General features: G+C 71.5%; 20 protein-coding genes. 16 read left to right on the plus strand and 4 right to left on the minus strand.

Annotated features, from left to right (window positions below):
* Positions 1-34: 34 nt before the first annotated feature.
* Genes ASF45_RS03230 through ASF45_RS03245 form a run of 4 tightly spaced genes read left to right on the plus strand, consistent with a single transcriptional unit; the run spans position 35 to position 4,881 of the window.
* Complete coding sequence (locus tag ASF45_RS03230) at positions 35-1,345, plus strand: O-acetylhomoserine aminocarboxypropyltransferase (protein ID WP_056656747.1); 1,311 nt, start codon at positions 35-37, stop codon at positions 1,343-1,345.
* Entirely contained in the window at positions 1,342-2,160 is an 819-nt protein-coding gene (locus tag ASF45_RS03235) for an alpha/beta fold hydrolase (RefSeq protein WP_056656750.1), read from the plus strand. The genes ASF45_RS03230 and ASF45_RS03235 overlap by 4 nt, the downstream gene beginning before the upstream one ends.
* Complete coding sequence (locus ASF45_RS03240) at positions 2,160-4,508, plus strand: GDYXXLXY domain-containing protein (RefSeq protein WP_056656753.1); 2,349 nt, start codon at positions 2,160-2,162, stop codon at positions 4,506-4,508. Before ASF45_RS03235 ends, ASF45_RS03240 begins: the two co-directional genes overlap by 1 nt.
* A 43-nt stretch (positions 4,509-4,551) precedes the next feature.
* Positions 4,552-4,881 (plus strand): Mpo1-like protein, encoded by a 330-nt coding sequence (locus ASF45_RS03245; RefSeq protein WP_056657462.1) that lies wholly within the window; start codon positions 4,552-4,554, stop codon positions 4,879-4,881.
* Positions 4,882-4,884: 3 nt separating this feature from the next.
* Here ASF45_RS03245 and ASF45_RS03250 read toward each other — a convergent pair whose 3' ends face one another.
* The gene (locus tag ASF45_RS03250; RefSeq protein ID WP_056656757.1) at positions 4,885-6,126 is read right to left on the minus strand and encodes a YihY family inner membrane protein; all 1,242 of its coding nucleotides are present in this window, start codon (positions 6,124-6,126) and stop codon (positions 4,885-4,887) included.
* A gap of 21 nt (positions 6,127-6,147) precedes the next feature.
* On the opposite strand from ASF45_RS03250, the gene ASF45_RS03255 reads away from it, so the two are divergent.
* The 5 genes from ASF45_RS03255 to ASF45_RS03275 all read left to right on the plus strand — a co-directional run bounded on the left by ASF45_RS03255 (position 6,148) and on the right by ASF45_RS03275 (position 9,999).
* The gene (locus ASF45_RS03255; RefSeq protein WP_056656760.1) at positions 6,148-6,540 is read left to right on the plus strand and encodes a DUF2069 domain-containing protein; all 393 of its coding nucleotides are present in this window, start codon (positions 6,148-6,150) and stop codon (positions 6,538-6,540) included.
* A 17-nt stretch (positions 6,541-6,557) separates the two neighbouring features.
* Positions 6,558-7,994: an FAD-binding oxidoreductase gene (locus tag ASF45_RS03260; protein ID WP_056657465.1), complete on the plus strand. Its 1,437-nt coding sequence runs from the start codon at positions 6,558-6,560 to the stop codon at positions 7,992-7,994.
* Between the two features lie 32 nt (positions 7,995-8,026).
* Positions 8,027-8,842: a thymidylate synthase gene (locus ASF45_RS03265; RefSeq protein ID WP_056656763.1), complete on the plus strand. Its 816-nt coding sequence runs from the start codon at positions 8,027-8,029 to the stop codon at positions 8,840-8,842.
* A gap of 9 nt (positions 8,843-8,851) precedes the next feature.
* On the plus strand, positions 8,852-9,361 hold the full coding sequence (locus ASF45_RS03270; RefSeq protein ID WP_056656766.1) for a dihydrofolate reductase: 510 nt from the start codon (positions 8,852-8,854) through the stop codon (positions 9,359-9,361).
* 173 nt (positions 9,362-9,534) lie between these two features.
* Entirely contained in the window at positions 9,535-9,999 is a 465-nt protein-coding gene (locus ASF45_RS03275; protein WP_056656769.1) for a CopD family protein, read from the plus strand.
* Here ASF45_RS03275 and ASF45_RS03280 read toward each other — a convergent pair.
* Positions 9,977-10,459 (minus strand): DUF2231 domain-containing protein, encoded by a 483-nt coding sequence (locus ASF45_RS03280; RefSeq protein ID WP_056656771.1) that lies wholly within the window; start codon positions 10,457-10,459, stop codon positions 9,977-9,979. The two genes, ASF45_RS03275 and ASF45_RS03280, sit on opposite strands and share 23 nt — an antisense overlap.
* Before the next feature lie 54 nt (positions 10,460-10,513).
* Here ASF45_RS03280 and coxB point away from each other — a divergent pair, with 54 nt between their 5' ends.
* Genes coxB through ASF45_RS03305 form a run of 5 tightly spaced genes read left to right on the plus strand, consistent with a single transcriptional unit; the run spans position 10,514 to position 15,487 of the window.
* Complete coding sequence (coxB, locus tag ASF45_RS03285; RefSeq protein ID WP_056656774.1) at positions 10,514-11,191, plus strand: cytochrome c oxidase subunit II; 678 nt, start codon at positions 10,514-10,516, stop codon at positions 11,189-11,191.
* Complete coding sequence (gene ctaD, locus ASF45_RS03290; RefSeq protein ID WP_056656778.1) at positions 11,188-13,680, plus strand: cytochrome c oxidase subunit I; 2,493 nt, start codon at positions 11,188-11,190, stop codon at positions 13,678-13,680. Before coxB ends, ctaD begins: the two co-directional genes overlap by 4 nt.
* A gap of 2 nt (positions 13,681-13,682) precedes the next feature.
* Positions 13,683-14,057, plus strand: a complete 375-nt coding sequence (locus ASF45_RS03295) for a hypothetical protein (protein WP_056656781.1) — start codon at positions 13,683-13,685, stop codon at positions 14,055-14,057.
* Positions 14,042-14,779, plus strand: coding sequence for a cytochrome c oxidase assembly protein (locus tag ASF45_RS03300; RefSeq protein WP_056656785.1), 738 nt, complete (start codon positions 14,042-14,044; stop codon positions 14,777-14,779). Before ASF45_RS03295 ends, ASF45_RS03300 begins: the two co-directional genes overlap by 16 nt.
* Positions 14,780-14,827: 48 nt before the next feature.
* Complete coding sequence (locus tag ASF45_RS03305) at positions 14,828-15,487, plus strand: CoA pyrophosphatase (RefSeq protein ID WP_056656788.1); 660 nt, start codon at positions 14,828-14,830, stop codon at positions 15,485-15,487.
* Here ASF45_RS03305 and ASF45_RS03310 read toward each other — a convergent pair.
* The gene (locus ASF45_RS03310; protein ID WP_156472809.1) at positions 15,484-16,428 is read right to left on the minus strand and encodes an arsenic resistance protein; all 945 of its coding nucleotides are present in this window, start codon (positions 16,426-16,428) and stop codon (positions 15,484-15,486) included. The two genes, ASF45_RS03305 and ASF45_RS03310, sit on opposite strands and share 4 nt — an antisense overlap.
* A 116-nt stretch (positions 16,429-16,544) precedes the next feature.
* Between ASF45_RS03310 and ASF45_RS03315 the strand changes: the two genes are divergently transcribed.
* Positions 16,545-17,453: a TauD/TfdA family dioxygenase gene (locus ASF45_RS03315; RefSeq protein ID WP_056656794.1), complete on the plus strand. Its 909-nt coding sequence runs from the start codon at positions 16,545-16,547 to the stop codon at positions 17,451-17,453.
* A 22-nt stretch (positions 17,454-17,475) separates the two neighbouring features.
* Positions 17,476-18,306, plus strand: a complete 831-nt coding sequence (locus ASF45_RS03320; RefSeq protein WP_056656797.1) for an amidohydrolase — start codon at positions 17,476-17,478, stop codon at positions 18,304-18,306.
* Between the two features lie 12 nt (positions 18,307-18,318).
* Here the strand turns inward: ASF45_RS03320 and ASF45_RS03325 are convergent, their stop codons facing one another.
* Positions 18,319-19,146: a phosphodiesterase gene (locus tag ASF45_RS03325; protein ID WP_063887561.1), complete on the minus strand. Its 828-nt coding sequence runs from the start codon at positions 19,144-19,146 to the stop codon at positions 18,319-18,321.
* Positions 19,147-19,172: the final 26 nt, after the last annotated feature.

Genomic DNA, 19,172 nt, shown 5'->3' on the forward strand with positions numbered 1-19,172 from the left:
AACTGACCCTGTTCCCCCTGGAGGAGACCCGCGCATGCCCGGCTATTCGGACCCCGGCTTCGACACCTTGGCGCTGCATGCCGGCGCCGCGCCCGACCCGGCCACGGGCGCGCGTGCCGTGCCCATCCACCTGTCCACGTCCTTCGTGTTCGAGTCCAGCGACCATGCGGCCGCGCTGTTCAACCTCGAACGCGCCGGCCATGTCTACTCGCGCATCAGCAACCCGACCAACGCGGTGCTCGAGCAGCGCGTGGCAGCGCTGGAAGGCGGCATCGGCGCCATCGCCACCGCGAGCGGCCAGGCCGCGCTGCACCTGGCCGTGGCCACGCTGATGGGTGCTGGCAGCCACATCGTCGCCAGCACCGCGCTGTATGGTGGCTCGCAAAACCTCTTGCACTACACGATGCGGCGCTTCGGCATCGAGACCACGTTCGTGAAGCCCGGCGACATCGACGGCTGGCGCGCGGCCATCCGGCCCGAGACGCGCCTGCTGTTCGGCGAGACCGTGGGCAACCCCGGCCTGGACGTGCTGGACATCCCCACCGTCTCGGCCATCGCGCACGAGGCCGGCGTGCCGCTGCTGGTGGACTCCACGCTGACCTCGCCCTGGCTCATCAAGCCTTTCGATCTTGGCGCGGACCTCGTCTACCACTCGGCCACCAAGTTCCTGTCGGGCCACGGCACGGTGATCGGCGGCGTGCTGGTCGACGGCGGCAGCTTCGACTGGGCCGCATCGCACGCAACGAGCGGCCGCTTCGCCGAACTGGCCCAGGCGTACGACGGCTTCCACAACATGGTGTTCACCGAGGAGAGCACGGTCGGCGCCTTCCTGCTGCGCGCACGCCGCGAAGGCCTGCGCGACTTCGGCGCCTGCATGAGCCCGCACACGGCCTGGCTGATCCTGCAGGGCATCGAGACGCTGCCGCTGCGCATGGAGCGCCACATGGCCAACACGCGCAAGGTGGTCGAGTTCCTGGCCGGCCAACCCTTCGTGTCGCGCGTCGGCCATCCGCTGCTGGAGAGCCACCCCAGCCACGCACTGGCCAACAAGCTGCTGCCGCGCGGCGCCGGCTCGGTATTCAGCTTCGACCTCAAGGGCAACCGCGAGCAGGGCAAGAAGTTCATCGAGACGCTCAAGATCTTCAGCCACCTGGCCAACGTGGGCGACTGCCGCTCGCTGGTCATCCATCCGGCCAGCACCACGCACTTCCGCATGAGCGACGAGGCGCTGGCGGCGGGAGGCATCGGCCAGGGCACGATCCGGCTGTCGATCGGGCTGGAGGATGCCGACGACCTCATCGACGACCTCAGGCGGGCCCTGAAGGCGGCGGAGAAAGCAGCATGATCGTCACCGTCAACGGCGCCCCCACTTACTGCTACACCGGCGGCAAGCCCTTCGATGCAGCCAAGCCCACCGTGGTCTTCATCCACGGCGTGCTCAACGACCACAGCGTCTGGATCCTGCAGAGCCGCTACCTCGCCCACCACGGCTTCAACGTGCTGGCGGTGGATCTGCCCGGCCACTGCCGCAGCGCGGGCGAAGCGCCCTCTTCCGTCGAGCAGGCGGCGGACTTCATCGCCGCGCTGCTGGACGCGGCCGGCGTGCAGCGTGCCGCGCTGGTCGGCCACAGCTGGGGCTCGCTGATCGCGCTCGAAGCCGCGGCCCGGCTGGGTGAACGCGTCACGCAGCTGGTGCTGGTCGGCACGGCCTTCCCGATGAAGGTCTCGCAGGCCCTGCTCGACGCCGCGCAGAACGACCCCGAGGCCGCGATGAAGATGGTCAACGTGTTCTCGCGCTCCACGCTGGCCGCGCCGCCCTCGGCACTGGGCCCGGGCACCTGGGTCTATGGCGCCAGCCTCGCGCTGGGCCGGCGCGTGCTGCGCAGCAACCAGGACGTCAACGTGTTCCACCGCGGCTTCCTGGCCTGCGACCGCTACACCCATGGCGAAGAGGCCATCGCGCAGATCGCCTGCCCGGTGCTGTTCGTGCTCGGCGCCCAGGACCAGATGACGCCGCCCAAGGCTGCGCAAGGTCTCATCGCCAAAGCCAAGGCCGCCGGCAGGAATGTGCAGGTGGCGCAGCCGCCCGTGGGCCACCACCAGATGACCGAGACGCCGGACGACACGCTGTTCGCGATCCGCGATTTCCTGTCGCGCTGATGGCGGGCCTGCAGCGCTTGTGGCAAGCGGTGGCGCTGCTGGCGGCGGCGCTGATCGGCTTCGGCCTGATCCTCTGGCTCGCCGCCAACTGGAACGACTTCGGCCGCATGGGCCGCTTCGCCGTGCTGCAGGGCGCACTGGCCATCGCCGCGCTCGCAGCCGCCGCGCGGCCAGCCCTGCGCGCGCCCGGCGCCTTAGCGGTGCTGCTCGCCACGGGCGCGCTGTTCGCCTACTACGGCCAGACCTACCAGACCGGCGCCGATCCCTGGCAGCTGTTCGCGCTGTGGGCGCTGCTCACCCTGCCGCTCGCGCTGGCCGCGCGCAGCGATGTGCTGTGGCTGCCCTGGTGCCTCGTCGCCATGACGGCGGTGTCGCTGTGGGCGCAGGCCCACACCGGCCATGCCTGGCGTGTGCGGCCGCAGGACCTGCGCGTGCACGCCAGCGCAGCCGCCATGGCCACGCTCGTGCTGCTGGGCTTGGCGCCATGGGCGCGCCGCTACACAGGCGCCGGCCCCTGGTCGTTCCGGCTGGCAGCGGCCCTGTTCGCGCTGCTGCTGGCGCTGACCGCGTTGGGCGGCCTGTTCCGCGAGCCTGCCGCGCCGCAGTACGCGGGCGGCGTGCTGCTGCTCGCGCTGGCCACGGCCGGTTTCGCGCGCCAGCGTGGCTTCGACCTGTTCGCGCTGAGCCTCGCCACGCTGGCCCTGGACGCGCTGCTCGTGGCCGGCGCGGCACGCTGGCTGCTCGATGGCGACTTCGACGCCATCGGCCACCTGTTGCTGCTGGGCCTGGCCGCCGCGGCGCTGCTCGCGCTGTCCGTGCGCGCGGTGCAGCGCCGCGCCCAGGCCTGCGGCGCCTGGACCGCAGGCACCGCAGCCACCGCACCCGGCGAGCGCCCCTGGCCCGTGGTGCTGCTGACCGCGCTGGGTGCCTGGCTGGCTGCGCTGCCATTGCTGGGTGCCGTCGCGCTGCTGCTGGGCGACTGGGTCCACGCCGGCAGCGGGCCCTATGCCGTTGGCGCGCTGCTGCTCGCGCTGGCCGCCACGCTGCTGCGCCGGCCCCATGCGACGGTGTTCGTCGAGCAACTGGCCCTGCCGCTGCTGCTGGCCGGCCTGGGCACGCTGGGCTACGGCCTCGCGCGCGACCTGCCGCTGCAACTGGCAGCCGGCCTGCTGGCCGTTCTGCTGCTGGCACTGGCCTGGTGGGCCGGCCGCGCGCAAGCCGGTCTCCAGGGGCTGCTGGGTGCAGCAGCGGCCGCCGCGACCGCCTTCGTGCTGCATGGCGAGAGCGACTGGCATCCGGACGGTCTGCGGCCCTGGCTGGCCTTGCACGGCACGCTGCTGCTGGGCCTGGCCGCCATGCCGCGTGCCCCGCTGGCCGCCACGGCCACGGGCTGGATCGCGCTGACGCTGGCCGCGTTCGCGGCTGCATCCGGCATGACCTTCCTGGTCGGTGGCGTGCTGGGGCCGCTGGGCCAGTTCGGCGATGGGGGCGGCCTGATCGCGTCCACGCCCTGGATGGCCTCGGCCTCGGTGCTGCTCGCGCTCGCTGCGTTCGCGCTGGCCGCAAGGCATTGGCCCGCCCTGCGCCGGCCCGGCTGCGCCGGGTTGGCACTGGTGGCCGCGGCGCTGTGCGCCTTTCTGCCACTGCTGGGCGGGATCCTGCTCGCCGCGCTGCTGGCCGCCAGCGGCAACCACCGCCGGCTGGCGCTGTGCTCCGCGCTCGCCGCGGCCTGGACCGTGGGCAGCTTCTACTACGCGCTGGCCTGGCCGCTGGCGCACAAGGCCGTGCTGATGGTGGCCTGCGGTGCCGCGCTCGCGGCCCTGGCCTGGCGCGCGCAGCGCGGCCACAGCACCGCGGCCGCTTTCGCACCGCGGGCCGCCGCGGCGCTGGTGCTGGGCGGCCTGGCCACGCTGCTGGTCGCCAACCTTGGCATCTGGCGCAAGGAGCAGCTGATCGCGCGCGGCGCACCGGTCTTCGTGGCACTGGCACCCGTCGATCCGCGCTCGCTGCTGCAGGGCGACTACATGCGGCTGGCCTTCGCCATCCCGCATGCCGACGACGCCGACCCGTGGGACGGCCAGGCGATGGTGGTCGCGCAGCGCGATGCGCGCGGCGTCGCCACGCTGCTGCGCCTCGCTGCGCCCGGCGAAGCGCTGGTACCACCCGAGTTCGCGCTGCGGCTGACGCCCAAGGACGGCCGCTGGACCCTGGTCACCGACGCCTGGTTCTTCCGCGAGGGCGAGGCCGAGCGCTTCGCACAGGCCCGCTACGGCGAGTTCCGTGTCGCGCCGGACGGCAGCGCGCTGCTCGTGGGGCTGGCGGACGCCGAGCTGCAGGCGTTACGATGAATCCGAGCCCTGCGATGACAGGGCCAGGAGACAGCGCATGAGCATGCTTCCGTCGGTGGCGCCGGTCGATCCGCGCCGCTTCAAGACCTTCGCCGAGTTCTACCCGTTCTACCTCTCCGAACACCGCGACCGCACCTGCCGGCGGCTGCATTTCGTCGGCAGCACGCTGGGGCTGGCCTGCCTGGCCATGCTGCTGTTCACCGGCCAGTGGCGCTGGCTCTTGATCGGCCTGGGTTGCGGCTACCTGTTCGCCTGGATCGGCCATTTCGGCTTCGAGAAGAACAAGCCCGCGAGCTTCAAGCGCCCGCTCTACAGCTTCCTGGGCGACTGGGCCATGTACCGCGACATCTGGCTGGGCAAAATCAAGCTCTGAGCGCTACAGCGCGTCGCGCAGCCGCAGCGCGTCCCAGCGCCCCTTGTCCCACAGCCCGGCCAGCGGTGGGCTGCGGTCCACCAGCAGCCGCTCGAACAGTGGCGCCAGCGGCGTGCACTCCGGGTCGGCCAGCAGCACGTAGCGCGCCTCGGCATCGGCGCCTGCGCCATGTTCGGCCTCGTCCAGCCGCGCCACCCAGTCCAGCCCGACCAGCGCCTGCAGCACGGGCTCGAGCTGCAGCTTGGTCGTGCCCAGCGCGCGGCCGAGCTCGCCGGCCGACAGGCCATGCGCCTCGCCGCTGCGCGCGCCGTGCAGGTGCTGCAGCACTTCGACGGCCAGGTGGAAGTGCCAGCCGTAGGTGGCGGTGGGCCGCGCCACGCCGGCCAGCAGGCTGGGCAGGTAGGCCGCGATCACAGCCCCCAGCAATACGATGGTCCAGGCCAGGTAGATCCACAGCAAGAGGATGGGGGCCGTGGCGAAAGTGCCGTACATGGCTGAATAGGTCGGTACCGAAGCGATGTAGAGCGACAGCAGCCGCTTGGCCAGCTCGATGCCCACCGAGACGAAGATGCCACCGGCCAGCGCGTGGGCCCACTTCACATGGGTGTTGGGCACGTAGCGGTAGACCGCCGCCATGCCCAGCGCGAGCAGGCCGAACTCGATGGTGTCCAGCAGCACACGCACGCCGCCGGGCAGGCTGTCCACCAGGCCGCGCGAGGACGACAGCGCGTACGAGGTCATCGCCAGGCTGGCGCCCAGCAGCAACGGCCCCAGCGTGATCAGCGCCCAGTAGATGAGCACGCGCTGGCCCAGCGGCCGCGGGCGTGGCACGCGCCAGACGCGGTTGAGCGTGCGGTCGATCGTCAGCACCAGCGCCAGCGCCGTCACCAGCACCACGGCCAGTCCCAGGCTGCCGAGCCGGCTGGCCTGGCTGGCGAACTGCGTGAGGTAGCCCAGCACCTGGCGCGCGATGGTCTCGGGCACCAGGCTCTGCACCAGCCAGCGCTGCAGCACCTGCTGCACCGTGCCAAACATCGGGAACACCGTGAAGATGGCCAGCGCCACCGTGAACAGCGGCACCAGGGCCAGCATGGTGGTGAAGGTCAGGCTGCTGGCGGTCAGCGCGAGCTGGTCTTCGCGGAAGCGCTCGCGCAGCGTGTGCGCGGTGGTGCGCCAGGGAAAGTGCGCCAGATCGCCCAGTAGCGCGTGCAGGCGCTCGGGCATGTGGCTGGGTGCGGCAGACATGCTCGTTATCATGCCAGCCCCATGCCTGCCGCCCCCCTGGAACCCACCGTCGCCTGGACCCGCCGGATCGCCGTCGCGAGCCTGCTCGCGATGATCGCCCTGGGCCTGGCCTGGGAGCTGTGGCTCGCCCCGCTGCGCCCGGGTGGCAGCTGGCTTGCGCTCAAGGTGCTGCCGCTGTGCATTCCGCTGGCCGGCCTGCTCAAGAACCGCATGTACACCTACCGCTGGCTGAGCCTGCTGATCTGGCTGTACTTCACCGAAGGCGTGGTGCGCGCCTGGAGCGACCCGCTGCCGGCCGGCCGCTGGTGCGCGGCCGCGCAGCTGCTGCTGTGCCTGCTGCTGTTCGCGGCCTGCGCGATGCACGTGCGGCTGCGCTTTCGCAATGCCCGGCTGGCTGCGGCCGCCGGCGAATGAACGAGGACCTCGACCCCATGACCGCTGCCCTGCTCGACTCCCTGCGCGCCATCGTCGGCGACGCCCATGTGCTGGCCGACGGCGACCTCTCGGCCTGGGAACAGGACTGGCGCAAGCGCGAGCGCGGCCGCGCGCTGGCCGTGGTCCGGCCCGCCAGCACCGCGCAGGTCGCAGCGGTCGTCAAGGCCTGCGCGGCGGCCGGCGTCAGCATCGTGCCGCAGGGCGGCAACACCGGCCTGGTCTGCGGCTCCACGCCCGATGCGAGTGGCCGCCAGGTCGTGCTGTCGACCAGACGCATGAACGCCGTGCGCGCGATCGATCCTGCCAACCTCACGGTCACGGTGGAGGCCGGCTGCGTGCTGCAATCGCTGCAGGAGATCGCCGAGAAAGAGGGCTTCCTGTTCCCGCTGAGCCTGGGCGCCGAAGGCAGCTGCACCATCGGCGGCAACCTCTCCACCAACGCAGGCGGCACGCAGGTGGTGCGCTACGGCAACACGCGCGAGCTGTGCCTGGGCCTGGAGGTCGTGACGGCCGAGGGCGAGGTCTGGAGCGGCCTCACCGGCCTGCGCAAGGACAACACGGGCTACGACCTGCGCGACCTGTTCGTCGGCGCCGAGGGCACGCTGGGCATCATCACCGCCGCGACCATGAAGCTCTACCCGATGCCGGCCGTGCAGCTGACCGCCTGGGCCGCCGTGCCCTCGATGGAACACGCCGTGGAACTGCTGGGCCTGGCGCACCGCACGCTGGGCGCGGGGCTCACGGGCTTCGAGGTCATGGGCCGCTTCGCGCTGAGCCTGGTGGCCAAGCACTTCCCACAGCAGCGCGTGCCCTTCGTCACCGCCGCGGCCGAATCCTCTGAAGAGACGCCTTGGTGCGTGCTGCTGGAGAACTCCGACGACGAATCGGAGGAGCACGCGCGCAGCCGCTTCGAGAAGCTGCTGGAGCAGGCCTTCGAGGCCGGCTGCGTCAGCGATGCCGTGATCGCCGAGAACCTCTCGCAGGCGCGCGCGCTCTGGCATGTCCGCGAGAGCATCACGCTGGCCCAGGTCGAAGAGGGCCTGAACATCAAGCACGACATCTCGATCCCGGTCTCGCGCATCCCCGAGTTCGTGCGCGTGACCGATGCACTGCTGGCGCAGAAGATCCCCGGCGTGCGCATGGTCGACTTCGGTCACCTGGGCGACGGCAACCTGCACTACAACGTGCAGGCCCCGGCCGGCGGCGACGCCAAGGCCTTCCTGGCCGCGCACGAGGAGGAGGTCAACACGCTGGTGTTCGACTCCGTCAAGTCCTTCGACGGCTCGATCTCGGCCGAGCACGGCGTGGGCAGCCTCAAGCAGCACAAGCTGCCCCACTACAAATCGCCGGTCGCAATGAAGCTCATGCGCGCGATCAAGGGCGCGCTGGACCCCGAGAACCGCATGAACCCGGGCCGCGTGCTGGAGGCCTGACGCCCCCACGCGTCTGCTGCGAAAATCCGGCCATGACCAACGCGCGCCCCATCCGCTCCCAGTACGAAGACTTCATGCGCCATGTGCACACCCATGGCGTGGCCAAGGGCGACCGCACGGGCACGGGCACCAAGAGCGTGTTCGGCCACCAGATGCGCTTCGACCTGTCCGAGGGCTTTCCGCTGGTGACGACCAAGAAGGTGCACCTGAAGTCCATCATCGTGGAACTGCTGTGGTTCCTGACCGGCTCGTCCAACAACCACTGGCTCAAGGAGCGCGGCGTGTCGATCTGGGACGAGTGGGCCAGGGAAGACGGCGACCTGGGCCCGGTCTATGGCGTGCAGTGGCGCTCCTGGCCCACGCCCGAGGGCGGCCACATCGACCAGATCGCCGAGGTGGTCAAGCAGCTCAAAAGCAGCCCCGACTCGCGCCGCATCATCGTGAGCGCCTGGAACGTGGCCGACCTCTCGAAGATGGCCCTCATGCCCTGCCATGCGTTCTTCCAGTTCTACGTGGCCGAGGGCAAGCTCAGCTGCCAGCTGTACCAGCGCAGCGCGGACATCTTTTTGGGCGTCCCGTTCAACATCGCCAGCTACGCGCTGCTCACCCACATGCTCGCGCAGCAGTGCGACCTGGAAGTCGGCGACTTCATCTGGACCGGCGGCGACTGCCACATCTACAGCAACCACGTGGAGCAGGTGGCGCTGCAGCTCTCGCGTGAACCGCGCCCCTACCCGCTGCTGAAGATCCTGCGCAAGCCCGCCTCGATCTTCGACTACCAGTTTGAGGACTTCGCCATCGAAGGCTACGACCCGCATCCCGCCATCAAGGCGCCAGTGGCGGTGTGAAGGATTGAGATGCCCACGCTGCACCTGATCTGGGCCCAGGCCGCGAACGGCGTCATCGGCCGCAACAACACCCTGCCCTGGCGCTTGCCCGAGGACATGGCGCACTTCAAGGCCACGACCATGGGCTGCCCCGTGGTCATGGGCCGCAAGACCTGGGATTCGCTGCCACCCAAGTTCCGGCCGCTGCCCGGCCGCATCAACATCGTGCTGACGCGTCACCCCGACTGGCAGGCCGATGGCGCGCTGCGCGCCGCGTCGCTCGAAGAGGCCCTGGGCCTGTGCCCGGCCGATGCCAAGGTCTGGGTCACGGGCGGGGCCGATGTCTATGCGCAGGCATTGCCGCAGGCCAGCACGGCCGTGGTGACCGAGATCGAGGCGACGTTCGAGGGCGACGCCTTTGCGCCGCACTTGGACGGCGCGTGGACCGAAGTCGCGCGTGAGCGCCATGTCTCGGCCACGGGGCTGGCCTTCAGCTTCGTGCACTACCGCAACACCGCGGTTCCGGCCACCGCGGCTTGAGCCATGGGGCCGTAGGCCCCATCCGACCCCGCAGCGGCGCACGGGCCGCTGGCAGCGTGGGCCTGCACCGGCCAGACTGGCAGCACCCGCCATCGGCACGCGCCAGAACCACACCAACAAGCGCGCCCGGCTCCCTTTGCCGAGCAACCATCGGCACCGCCCCGAAATGCCGCATGGACCTGCTCGCCGCCTGGATGCCCTGGATCAAGTTCGTGCACCTGGCCGCGCTGCTGGCCTGGTGCGCCAGCCTGCTCGCACTGCCCTCGCTGCTCGCCTTGTTTCCGCGGACCGAGGGCAGGGTCAGCCGGCGCCGCCTGCGCGCGGCCACGCGCTTCGTCTACATCGCGCTGGCCTCGCCGGCCGCGGTGCTGGCCGTGGTCTCGGGCACTGCGCTGATCCACCTCATGAACGTCTACGCGCCCTGGTTCTTCGCCAAGCTCACGCTGGTGGCCGCGATGGTGCTGTTCCACGCGGGCTGCGGCAAGCTGATCCTGGTGCTGCGCGAGCGGCCGCGGGTGTGGTCGCCGGGCCTGCTGCTGGCCACGGCGGCGGTGCCGGTGGCGCTGATCCTCGGCGTGCTGTGGCTGGTGCTGGCGCAGCCGGCGCTGGGGCCGCTCAGTCTTCCTCGTCTTCGTTGAGTACGCCCACCCGATGCTCGAACACCAGCGTCCCGCCCAGCCAGCCGGCCACCCCCACGAGCAGCACCCCGAGGCCCGAGAGGTACAGGCCCATGGGGACGATGGCGGCCTCGGCATCGCCCAGCCGCAGGCCCCAGTTCGCCATGCCCACGGACAGCAGCATCACGGCCACGACGAAATGGCTCCAGGCCGCGGCGCGGCGCCGGATGTCGCGCACCGCCAGCAGCTCGGCCGTGCCGACCGCGCCGGCCACGATGCCGCTCAGCGCGCCGCCGCCCGCCAGCCACAGCGACATGCGGGCCCAGAACGGATCGCTCCATGTCCACCAGGCCAGGTCGCTCGCGAACACGCTGACCAGGAAGGCGATCGGGAACGGCACCAGCATCGCATGCGCGGGGTGGCCGAAGAAGTGCACGCTGGTCGTCGTGCCGTGCGGGATGGGGTCGGCGTAGTGCTTCATGCTGGGCGCTACTGTAGAAGGCGGCGCGCGCAGCGCGCTGCCGGCGCACATGCCGTGTGCCTGTGCGCCGCCGCCGTGCTGGCCGGATGCAGCACGGCCGGCCCGCTCTCCGCGCTGGACCCGGCCGGCCCCGGCGCTGCGCCCATCGCCCAGGTCTGGTGGTGGATGTTCTGGGGCGGCACGGCACTCACGCTGGGCATGACGGCGCTGGGCCTGGTGGCGGTGTTGCGTCGCCGCCGGCAGGCTGCGGCAGACCTCGGGGCGGGGCAGGCGTGGCTGGTCGCCGGCGGTCTGCTGCTGCCGGGCCTGGTCATCGGCGCGCTGCTGTTCTGGGGCCTGCGCGCGGGCCACGCGCTGCTGCCGCTGCCGGGCGCTGCGCCCGTGTTCACGGTCGAGGTGACGGCGCGCCAATGGCAGTGGGACGTGCACTACCCCGCGCATCCGCTCGCGCCAGCGCAGCCCAACCGCATCGACATTCCGGCCGGACAGCCCGTGGACGTGCGTGTGCGCACGGCCGACGTGATCCACGGCTTCTGGGTGCCGCGCCTGGGTGGCAAGATCGACACGATCCCGGGCCGCACCAACGTGGTCCGGCTGCAGGCCGATGCACCGGGCGTCTACCGCGGCGTGTGCGCCGAGTACTGCGGCACGGGGCACGCGCGCATGCCGATGGAGGTGCACGCGCATGCGCCCGCGGCGCTGGCGGCGCGCATGCAGGGGGCCACGCCATGACGCACCCCGTGGCCCTGCACCGCCGGCTGCAACAGGTCTGGCACAACCCCGCGGGCTGGCGTTCGCTCTCGGCCGTCAACCACAACATCGTGGGCCGGCGCTTCATCGCCACGGCGCTGCTGTTCTTCTTCGTCGGCGGCATGCTGGCCATGCTGATCCGCGCGCAGTTGGCCACGCCGCAATCGGCCTTCCTCGACGATGCGCTGTACGCCCAGGTCTTCACGATGCACGGGACCATCATGATGTTCCTGTTCGCGATCCCGCTGATCGAGGGCTTCGCGATCTACCTCCTGCCCAAGATGCTGGGCGCGCGCGACCTGGCCTATCCGCGCCTGGGCGCGTTCGGCTACTGGTGCTACCTGCTGGGCGGGCTGATCCTGCTCGGCGCACTGGCGGCCGGGCTCGCGCCCGACGGCGGCTGGTTCATGTACACGCCGCTGTCCAACGCCACGCACACGCCGGGGGTGAACGCCGACGTCTGGCTGCTGGGCATCACCTTCGTGGAGATCTCGGCCGTGGCGGCCGCGGTGGAGATCATCGTCACCATCCTGACCATGCGCGCGCCGGGCATGCGACTCGTCGACATGCCGCTGTTCGCCTGGTACATGCTGGTCACGGCCGGCATGATGCTGGTGGGCTTTCCGCCGCTGATCCTGGGCAGCCTGATCCTGGAGCTCGAACGCGCGGCCGGCTGGCCCTTCTTCGACGCCGCGCGCGGCGGCGATCCGCTGCTGTGGCAGCACCTGTTCTGGCTGTTCGGCCACCCCGAGGTCTACATCATCTTCCTGCCCGCGGCCGGCATCGTCTCCACGCTCATCCCCACCTTCGCACAGCGCCCGCTGGTCGGTCGCAACTGGGTGCTGGCCAGCGTGGTGGCCATGGCCTTCATCAGCTTCGGGCTCTGGGTGCACCACATGTTCACGGTGGGCATCCCGCACCTGGCGCTCGTGTTCTTCTCGGCCGCCAGCATGCTGGTGGCCATCCCCACGGCGGTACAGCTGTTCGCCTGGATCGCCACGCTCTGGCACGGCCGGCCCAAGCTGGCGCTGCCCCTGCTGTGGCTGCTGGGCTTTCTCGTGGTCTTCGTCTGCGGTGGGCTCACGGGCGTGATGCTGGCGCTGGTGCCGTTCAACTGGCAGGCGCACGACACGCACTTCGTCGTCGCGCACCTGCACTATGTGCTGGTCGGCGGCTTCCTGTTCCCGTTCCTGGCGGGCGTGTACTACTGGTTTCCACACCTGTTCGGCCGCCAGACGCTGCCGCGCCTGGGCAGCTGGGCGTTCTGGCTCATCTTCCTGGGCTTCAACACCACCTTCTTCGTGATGCACCTGACCGGGCTGCTGGGCATGCCGCGGCGCGTGGGCAGCTACGTGACGGGCCTGGGCTGGGACCTGCCCAACCTCGTCTCGTCACTCGGCAGCTTCGTGATGGCGATCGGCTTCTTCCTGCTCTTGATCGACCTGATCGTGAGCGCCTATCTGGGCCGCATCGCCCCGCAGAACCCCTGGCGCGCGTCCACGCTGGAGTGGGCCATGCCGACACCACCGGCCTTCTACAACTTCGCAAGCCAGCCGCGCGTGCTGGGCCCCGAACCGCTGTGGACGGAGCCGAACCTGGGCGCGCGTGCCGCGGCGGGCGAAGGCCTGCTGGCCGACGCCGGGGTGGACGAGCAGCGCAGCCTGGGCTGCGATCCTGTCAGCGGCGAGCCCACGCACGTGGTGCGGCTGCCGCGGCCGAGCTGGCTGCCGCTGGCGGCGGCGCTGGCCGTGGGCAGCGTGTTCATGGGCCTGCTGACCAAGGCCTACTGGCTCGCGCCCCCGGCCGCGCTGCTCGCGCTGGTGCTGTTCTGGCGTTGGGCCTGGTCGATCGGCCTGCGGCAGGACCCCGCACCCGTGGAGACAGGCGCGGGCCTGCGCCTGCCCGTGCACGACGTGGTGGAGCGCGCCCCGGGCCGCGCCGGCCTGCTGTGGACGCTGGTGGCCAACGGCAGCTTCTTCGTCTCCCTGCTGTTCGGTCACGCCTATCTGGCCACCGTGGCGCCGGGCTGGCCACCGCCGCACTGGTTGCGGGCTGACCTGGTCACGCCGCTGGCCGGTGCGGCCGCGCTGGCCCTGGCCTGCGGCGCGACGCGGTACGCCGTGTGGGCCAACGCGGGTGGCAACGTGCGCGGCCGGCAGCTGGCGCTGCTGGCCGCGCTGATCGCCGCGCTGTCCGCCACGCTGCTGCTGCCGGCCGGCGTGCTGCCCGGCATGCCTACGCCGCGCGAGCACGCCTACGGCGCGATGCTGGGCTTCTGCCTGGCCTATGCCGTACTGCACACCGCGTTGGGCGCGGTGTTCGTGGCCTATGCGCTGGCACGCGGGCAGGCGGGCTATCTGTCTGCCCAGCGCAGCGTGGAGCTGCACAACGCGCGGCTGTGGTGGGACTACACCGCTGCCACGGGCGCCGTGCTGCTGCTGGCCATGCATGTTCCGGCGTGGGGACGTTGAACATGCCGGCCAGCTCCCCTGCCCGCTGGTTGCTCGGCACCACCGCCGGCCTGTTGGTCTGGGCCAGCAGCTTCGTCGTGCTGTACGCCGGTCTGACGTTGGGATGCGAAGCCGGCTGGCATGCACGCCGGCTCTACGGCATCAACCTCCTGACAGGCGCCTTGGCCCTGGCCTGGCTCTTGCACCTGCTCGCGCTGGCCGCCCTGTGGAGGTGGTTTGGCCCATGGACCGGAGCGCTGCGCCACATGGCACGCGTGCTGACGGCCGTGGCGGCAGCCGCCACGCTCTGGACCGGCTGGCCGCTGCTGGCCTTGCCCCCCTGCGCTGGCCAGATGCTGGCATCGACCATGGAGGACCCCACATGTTCGAAGACCTGATCTCCCTGTGCCTGGCCGGCAAGCCGCCGGCCCTGCCGCAGGACTGGTGGCTGCACTGGAGCCTGGCCCCGGCCACGCTGGTGCCGCTGCTGGGGCTGCTGGCCTGGCTGCTCATGCACCGCCGCAAGCCGTTGGCATTCGCGGGCTGGGGCCTGCTCGCGCTGGCCCTGGTCTCGCCTCTGTGCCGCCTCGCGGCCACCCTGGCCTCGGCCCACATGGCGCAACTGATGCTGCTGCTGGCGGGCATGGCGCTGCTCGCGCTGGGCTCGCTGCCGCGCGCCCACATGCCCAAGCCCGGCCCGGCCGCAGCCGTGCACGGTGTGCTGCTGTGGCTGTGGCACTGGCCACCGCTGTATGCGGCCGTTCTGGCGTATGCGAGCCTGCATGTCACCGCCATTGCGCTGCTGCTGGGCTCGGCCTGGTGGTTCTGGCGCGCCGTGCTGCTGGCCCCCCAGCCCCGGCGTGGCACGGCCCTGCTCGCGCTGTTGGCCACGATGGCCCACACCGGGCTGCTGGGCGCACTGCTGACCTTCGCCAGCGAGCCGCTCTACGCCGCGCCGGGCGCACGGGCCTGGGGCATGGAGCCGCTGCACGACCAACAGTTGGCCGGGCTGCTGATGTGGGTGCTCGGCGCTCTCGGCTACCTGCTGGCAGCCATGGCGCTCGCGTTGCGTTGGTTCGCGCCGGGCCACCCAGTCCGGCGCGCGACACCGGCGCATTGAGGCGCGGGCATACTGGCCCGGCCCCACGACCCGGACCACCGCCCCACCATGCAGCTGGATGCAGCGCTTCGCGACCAGATCGCCCGCCACCTCGCCACCTTCGAATTGCATGGCGCGCTGGCCGCCGGACACCGGGCCGCGGTGGCGCTGGCCCTCGTGGAGGAAGGCTGGGGCGCGGAGTTTCCCGGCCTGCCCCGTCCCGAGGACTGGAGCGCTCAGGCCGCCGTGCTGCTCACGCGGCGCGCCATGCACCTGCGCAACCACCCGGGCCAATGGGCCCTGCCTGGTGGCCGTGTCGAGCCCGGCGAGTCCGCTGCAGACGCAGCGCTGCGCGAACTGCACGAAGAGGTGGGCCTGGAACTGGGCCCCGAGGCCGTGCTGGGCCTGCTCGACGACTTCCCCACGCGCTCGGGCTTCGCGATCACGCCCGTCGTGGTGTGGGCCGGCGCCGTACGCAGCGCGCTCGTGCCCAATCCCGCCGAGGTGGCCAGCATCCACCGCGTGCGCCTGACCGAGTTGCAGCGCGCCGATGCGCCGCTGCTCGAAGCCATCGACGACAGCCCGCACCCCGTGCTGCGCATGCCGGTCGGCGACGGCTGGGTCGCGGCACCCACGGCCGCGCTGCTGTTCCAGTTCCGCGAGGTCTGCCTGGCCGGCCGCGCCACGCGCGTGGCGCACTACGAACAGCCCCTGTTCGCGCGCCGCTAGCAAGCCTCGCCCAGCCGCGCCAGCCAGCGGACGTAGACCAGTTCGGCCACGAGTTCCACGAGCGTCTGCGCCACCACCACGGCCGGCAGCAGCGGCAGCGCGCCCGGCACGGCCAGCGCCAGCGGCAGCACCACCAGCGAATTGCGCGTGGCCGCGCTGAAGGCCACGGCGCGGGCGGCCGGCGCCGGCAGCTGCGCGCGCCGCGCCAACCACCAGCCCAGCAGGGGCGCCAGCAGCGCGAACACGCCGTAGACCGGCACGGCGCGCAGCGCGGCCGTGCCGGCCTGGCCGAGTTGCGGCAGCACGGCCGCCACGACCAGCAGCAGCACCAGCGCCGTGGCCGGCACCGGCAGCAGCGCGAGTGCCGCGTTCACGCGCGCGCCGGCCCAGCGCTGGCAGGCCAGGGCCAGCCCCAGCGGCACGGCGATCAGCCAGACGAAGGCCTGCACGAAGGGCCCGGGCCGCACCAGGCCGGCCGCGGCCTCACCGAGCAGCAGCGCGAGGAACAAAGGCAGCAGCGCCATCTGGAGCAGCAGCAGCCAGGGCGTGGCCGCCAGAAGCAGCCGCGCGTCGGCCCGGCCCAGTTGGGCAAAGGTCACCACGTAGTCGATGCAGGGGCACAGCAGCACCAGCAGCACGCCCAGGCGCAGCAGCGGGTCGGCCGGCAGCAGCGGCAGCAACAGCGCCACGAGCAGCGGCACGGCCACGAAGTTCACGCCCAGCAGCACGGCCAGGAAGCGCCGCGCCCGCAGCGCCGGGCCCAGCGCAGACAGCGGCAGCTGCAGGAAGGTCAGGAACAGCATGAGCGCCAGGGCCGGTTCGATGGCCGGCTGCCAGGCCGCCGTGCCTGGCGCAGCGAACGCGAGTGCCGCGCCGAACAGCACGGCGCCGAAGTAGATCCAGGGTTGGCGCGTTTCGAGGAGGTCTTTGGAGGCCGGCACCGGGCCGAGCTTAGCCTGCGCAGCATTGCGCATATCGACATGCGCAAAGCTGCGTTCACATGCGTGGCCGCGCTGCCTAGCATGGGGCCAAGGCTTGACCACACAAGGAGTTCCAGATGTCCGCCGTTCTCGAGCGCCCACCCATCCAGCACGGCGGCACCTTGCCGTGGCAGGTCCAGCCCATCGCCGGCGCCGCGCTCGGCGCGCTGGCCCAGGGCATCGACGCGCGCCAGCCGCTGGACGCGGCCCAGGTGCGCGCGATCCGCCTGGCCTTGCAGCGCCACCGCATCGTGCTGCTGCGCGGCCAGCAGCTCCACGACGCCCAGTACCTGCGCCTGGCCAGCTACTTCGGCAGCGTCTTCCAGGCGCCGGCCGACGTGCCGGTGCTCGCCTCCGACCCGTACGGCGGCAACCTGCCTGCCATCGTCAAGGTGGGCAACGTGGACGACGGCGTGCTCGGCAACCACGAGTTGGCCGCGCACTCGGACCACCACTGGACGCCGCAGCCCTCCTCGGGCTCCTTCCTCTACGCCCTGCAGGTGCCAACGGTCGGCGGCGCGACCACCTGGGTCGACGAGGTCGCGGCCTACGCGGCGCTGGACGAGGCCACGCGTGCCGAGATCGACGGCCTGCAACTCATCACCTACAACCCCTTCCTGCGCCGACTGCACCCGTTGGCCTCGGGCGAGCGGCCGCTGTACCGCACGCCCGACATCGAACCCTTGTCGCCGTTCGAGGTGCATCCGCTGGTGCGCACGCATCCAGACACCGGGCTGCGCCTCTTGTACCTGGACGCGGCCACGGAAGTCGAGGTCGTGGGTTGGGACGCCACACGCGGCCGCGCGCTGGTCGAGCGCCTGCGCGCCCACCTCGCGCAACCGCGCTTCGCCTACACGCACCGTTGGCAGGTGGGCGACATCGTCTATTGGGACAACCAGGCCACGCTGCACGCGCGCACGGGTTTCGCGTCCGACGAGACGCGTTTGCTCAAGCGCATCAGCCTGTCGGGCAGCCGGCCCTTCTGAAGCGGCGGCGTAGCATCGCGGCATGTCCCAGCCCGCCGCCCTGCCGATCGTGGACTGCCACGTCCACGTCTTCGACCCCGAGCGCTTTCCGTACGCAGCCGACACCTGGTACCGGCCCACCGCGGCCGAAACCGGCACGCCCGCACAGCTGGCCCATGTGCTGAACGCGCATGGCGTGCGCCATGCACTGGTGGTCGGCCCGAACTCGGGCTATGGCCTGGACAACCGCCTGCTGCTGGACACGCTGGCCCAAGGCCAGGGCCGCTACAAGGGCATCGCGGTGCTGCGCAACGACGCCAGCCGCGGCGAGCTGCAGGACCTGCAGGCCCAGGGTGTGGTCGGCGTGGCCTTCAACGCCGCGCTGCTGGGTGTGGACTTCTACCGCGACATCGGCCCGCTGCTGGAGCGCCTGCGCGACCTGGGCCTGTGGGCCGACGTGCAGGTCGAGGGCGACCAGCTGGTCGCGCTGGCGCCGTTGCTCACGGGCAGTGGCGCGCAACTGCTGTTCGACCATGTCGGCCGCTTCGTGCCCGCGGCCGGAGTCGGCCAGGCGGGCTTTGCCGCGCTGCTGGCGCTGGCCGGTAGCGGGCGCGCAGCCGTCAAGCTCTCGGGTCTGGCCAAGGTCTCGGCCCAGGCCTATCCGCATGCGGACTGCACGCCCTACGTGCAGGCGCTGCTCGAAGCCTTCACGCCGCAGCAGCTGGTCTGGGCCTCGGACTGGCCCTTCCTGCGGGCGCCCGCGCGCATCGACTACGCGCCGCTGCTGGCGCTGCTGGAGCGCCAGCTGCCGGACGCAGCCGCGCGCCGGCAGGTGCTGTGGGAAACGCCGCGGCGGCTGTTCGGCTTCAGCTGATCCGCGCCCTGCTCACGCGAAGTCGAACGGCCCCTCGAAATCGCCGATGGTGCTGAGGTGGCTGGCCATGCCCTCGGCCGCGCTCCAGAGATGCAGCATGCAGGCCGGCGGCCCCATGAACGATGCCGGCCGGGCATCGGGCCGCAGGCGCAGCGCGATCTCGGTCGTGGTGCTGGGGCAGCTGCAGACCACGGTGCCGGCCCAGCGCCGCAGCATCAGGCGGTGCACATGGCCGCACAGCACGCGCTCCACGTTGTCGACCGCGCCGATCACCTGCGCGAGCCGCTCGGGCGCGCGCAGCGCGTAGCCATCCATGTACGGAATGCCGCTGGCGAACGGTGGGTGGTGCAGCACCACCAGCGTGGGCTTGGCCCGGTCCGCGGCGAGCGTGGTGCGCAGCCAGTCCAGGCCGGCCTCGTCGATGGCGCCATGGTGCGCGCCCGGCACGGTCGAATCGAGCGCCACGATGCGCACCGGATGCGTGTCCACGCAGAAATGCAGCGGGCCGGCTGCGGGCAGCCAGGCATGGTCTGCGAAGGCGGCCCTGAACGCGTCGCGGTGGTCGTGGTTGCCGGGAATCACGAGGTACGGAATCGTCAGCTCAGCGAGCAGTTCGCGGGCCATCGCGTACTCGTCGGGGTGGCCTTTGTCGACGAGGTCGCCGGTCAGCAGGACCAGGTCGGGGCGCCGGTCCAGCCCGTGCAGGTGGGCGATGGCCTGGGCCAGCATGCGGTTGGAATCGGCGACGCCGTGGTAGAGCTGGCCTTTCGGCCGGATGTGCGTGTCCGAGATCTGACCGATGAGCAAGCGGGTCTCCTGGTGCGCGGGGCCGGCGGCCATGCAGGTTTCATTCCACACGCGACCGG

This window comes from Pseudorhodoferax sp. Leaf265 (assembly GCF_001422365.1).
Classification (GTDB): domain Bacteria; phylum Pseudomonadota; class Gammaproteobacteria; order Burkholderiales; family Burkholderiaceae_C; genus Pseudorhodoferax.

Coding starts and splice junctions, on each gene's coding strand:
- ASF45_RS03305 (WP_056656788.1), top strand. CDS start 14,828: ATGCAGCTGGATGCAGCGCTTCGCGACCAGATCGCCCGCCACCTCGCC.
- ASF45_RS03255 (WP_056656760.1), top strand. CDS start 6,148: ATGCCTGCCGCCCCCCTGGAACCCACCGTCGCCTGGACCCGCCGGATC.
- ASF45_RS03265 (WP_056656763.1), top strand. CDS start 8,027: ATGACCAACGCGCGCCCCATCCGCTCCCAGTACGAAGACTTCATGCGC.
- ASF45_RS03280 (WP_056656771.1), bottom strand. CDS start 10,459: ATGAAGCACTACGCCGACCCCATCCCGCACGGCACGACGACCAGCGTG.
- ASF45_RS03320 (WP_056656797.1), top strand. CDS start 17,476: ATGTCCCAGCCCGCCGCCCTGCCGATCGTGGACTGCCACGTCCACGTC.
- ASF45_RS03270 (WP_056656766.1), top strand. CDS start 8,852: ATGCCCACGCTGCACCTGATCTGGGCCCAGGCCGCGAACGGCGTCATC.
- ASF45_RS03260 (WP_056657465.1), top strand. CDS start 6,558: ATGACCGCTGCCCTGCTCGACTCCCTGCGCGCCATCGTCGGCGACGCC.
- ASF45_RS03235 (WP_056656750.1), top strand. CDS start 1,342: ATGATCGTCACCGTCAACGGCGCCCCCACTTACTGCTACACCGGCGGC.
- ctaD (WP_056656778.1), top strand. CDS start 11,188: ATGACGCACCCCGTGGCCCTGCACCGCCGGCTGCAACAGGTCTGGCAC.
- ASF45_RS03325 (WP_063887561.1), bottom strand. CDS start 19,146: ATGGCCGCCGGCCCCGCGCACCAGGAGACCCGCTTGCTCATCGGTCAG.
- ASF45_RS03240 (WP_056656753.1), top strand. CDS start 2,160: ATGGCGGGCCTGCAGCGCTTGTGGCAAGCGGTGGCGCTGCTGGCGGCG.
- ASF45_RS03315 (WP_056656794.1), top strand. CDS start 16,545: ATGTCCGCCGTTCTCGAGCGCCCACCCATCCAGCACGGCGGCACCTTG.
- ASF45_RS03245 (WP_056657462.1), top strand. CDS start 4,552: ATGCTTCCGTCGGTGGCGCCGGTCGATCCGCGCCGCTTCAAGACCTTC.
- ASF45_RS03250 (WP_056656757.1), bottom strand. CDS start 6,126: ATGTCTGCCGCACCCAGCCACATGCCCGAGCGCCTGCACGCGCTACTG.
- ASF45_RS03295 (WP_056656781.1), top strand. CDS start 13,683: ATGCCGGCCAGCTCCCCTGCCCGCTGGTTGCTCGGCACCACCGCCGGC.
- ASF45_RS03300 (WP_056656785.1), top strand. CDS start 14,042: ATGTTCGAAGACCTGATCTCCCTGTGCCTGGCCGGCAAGCCGCCGGCC.
- ASF45_RS03275 (WP_056656769.1), top strand. CDS start 9,535: ATGGACCTGCTCGCCGCCTGGATGCCCTGGATCAAGTTCGTGCACCTG.
- ASF45_RS03230 (WP_056656747.1), top strand. CDS start 35: ATGCCCGGCTATTCGGACCCCGGCTTCGACACCTTGGCGCTGCATGCC.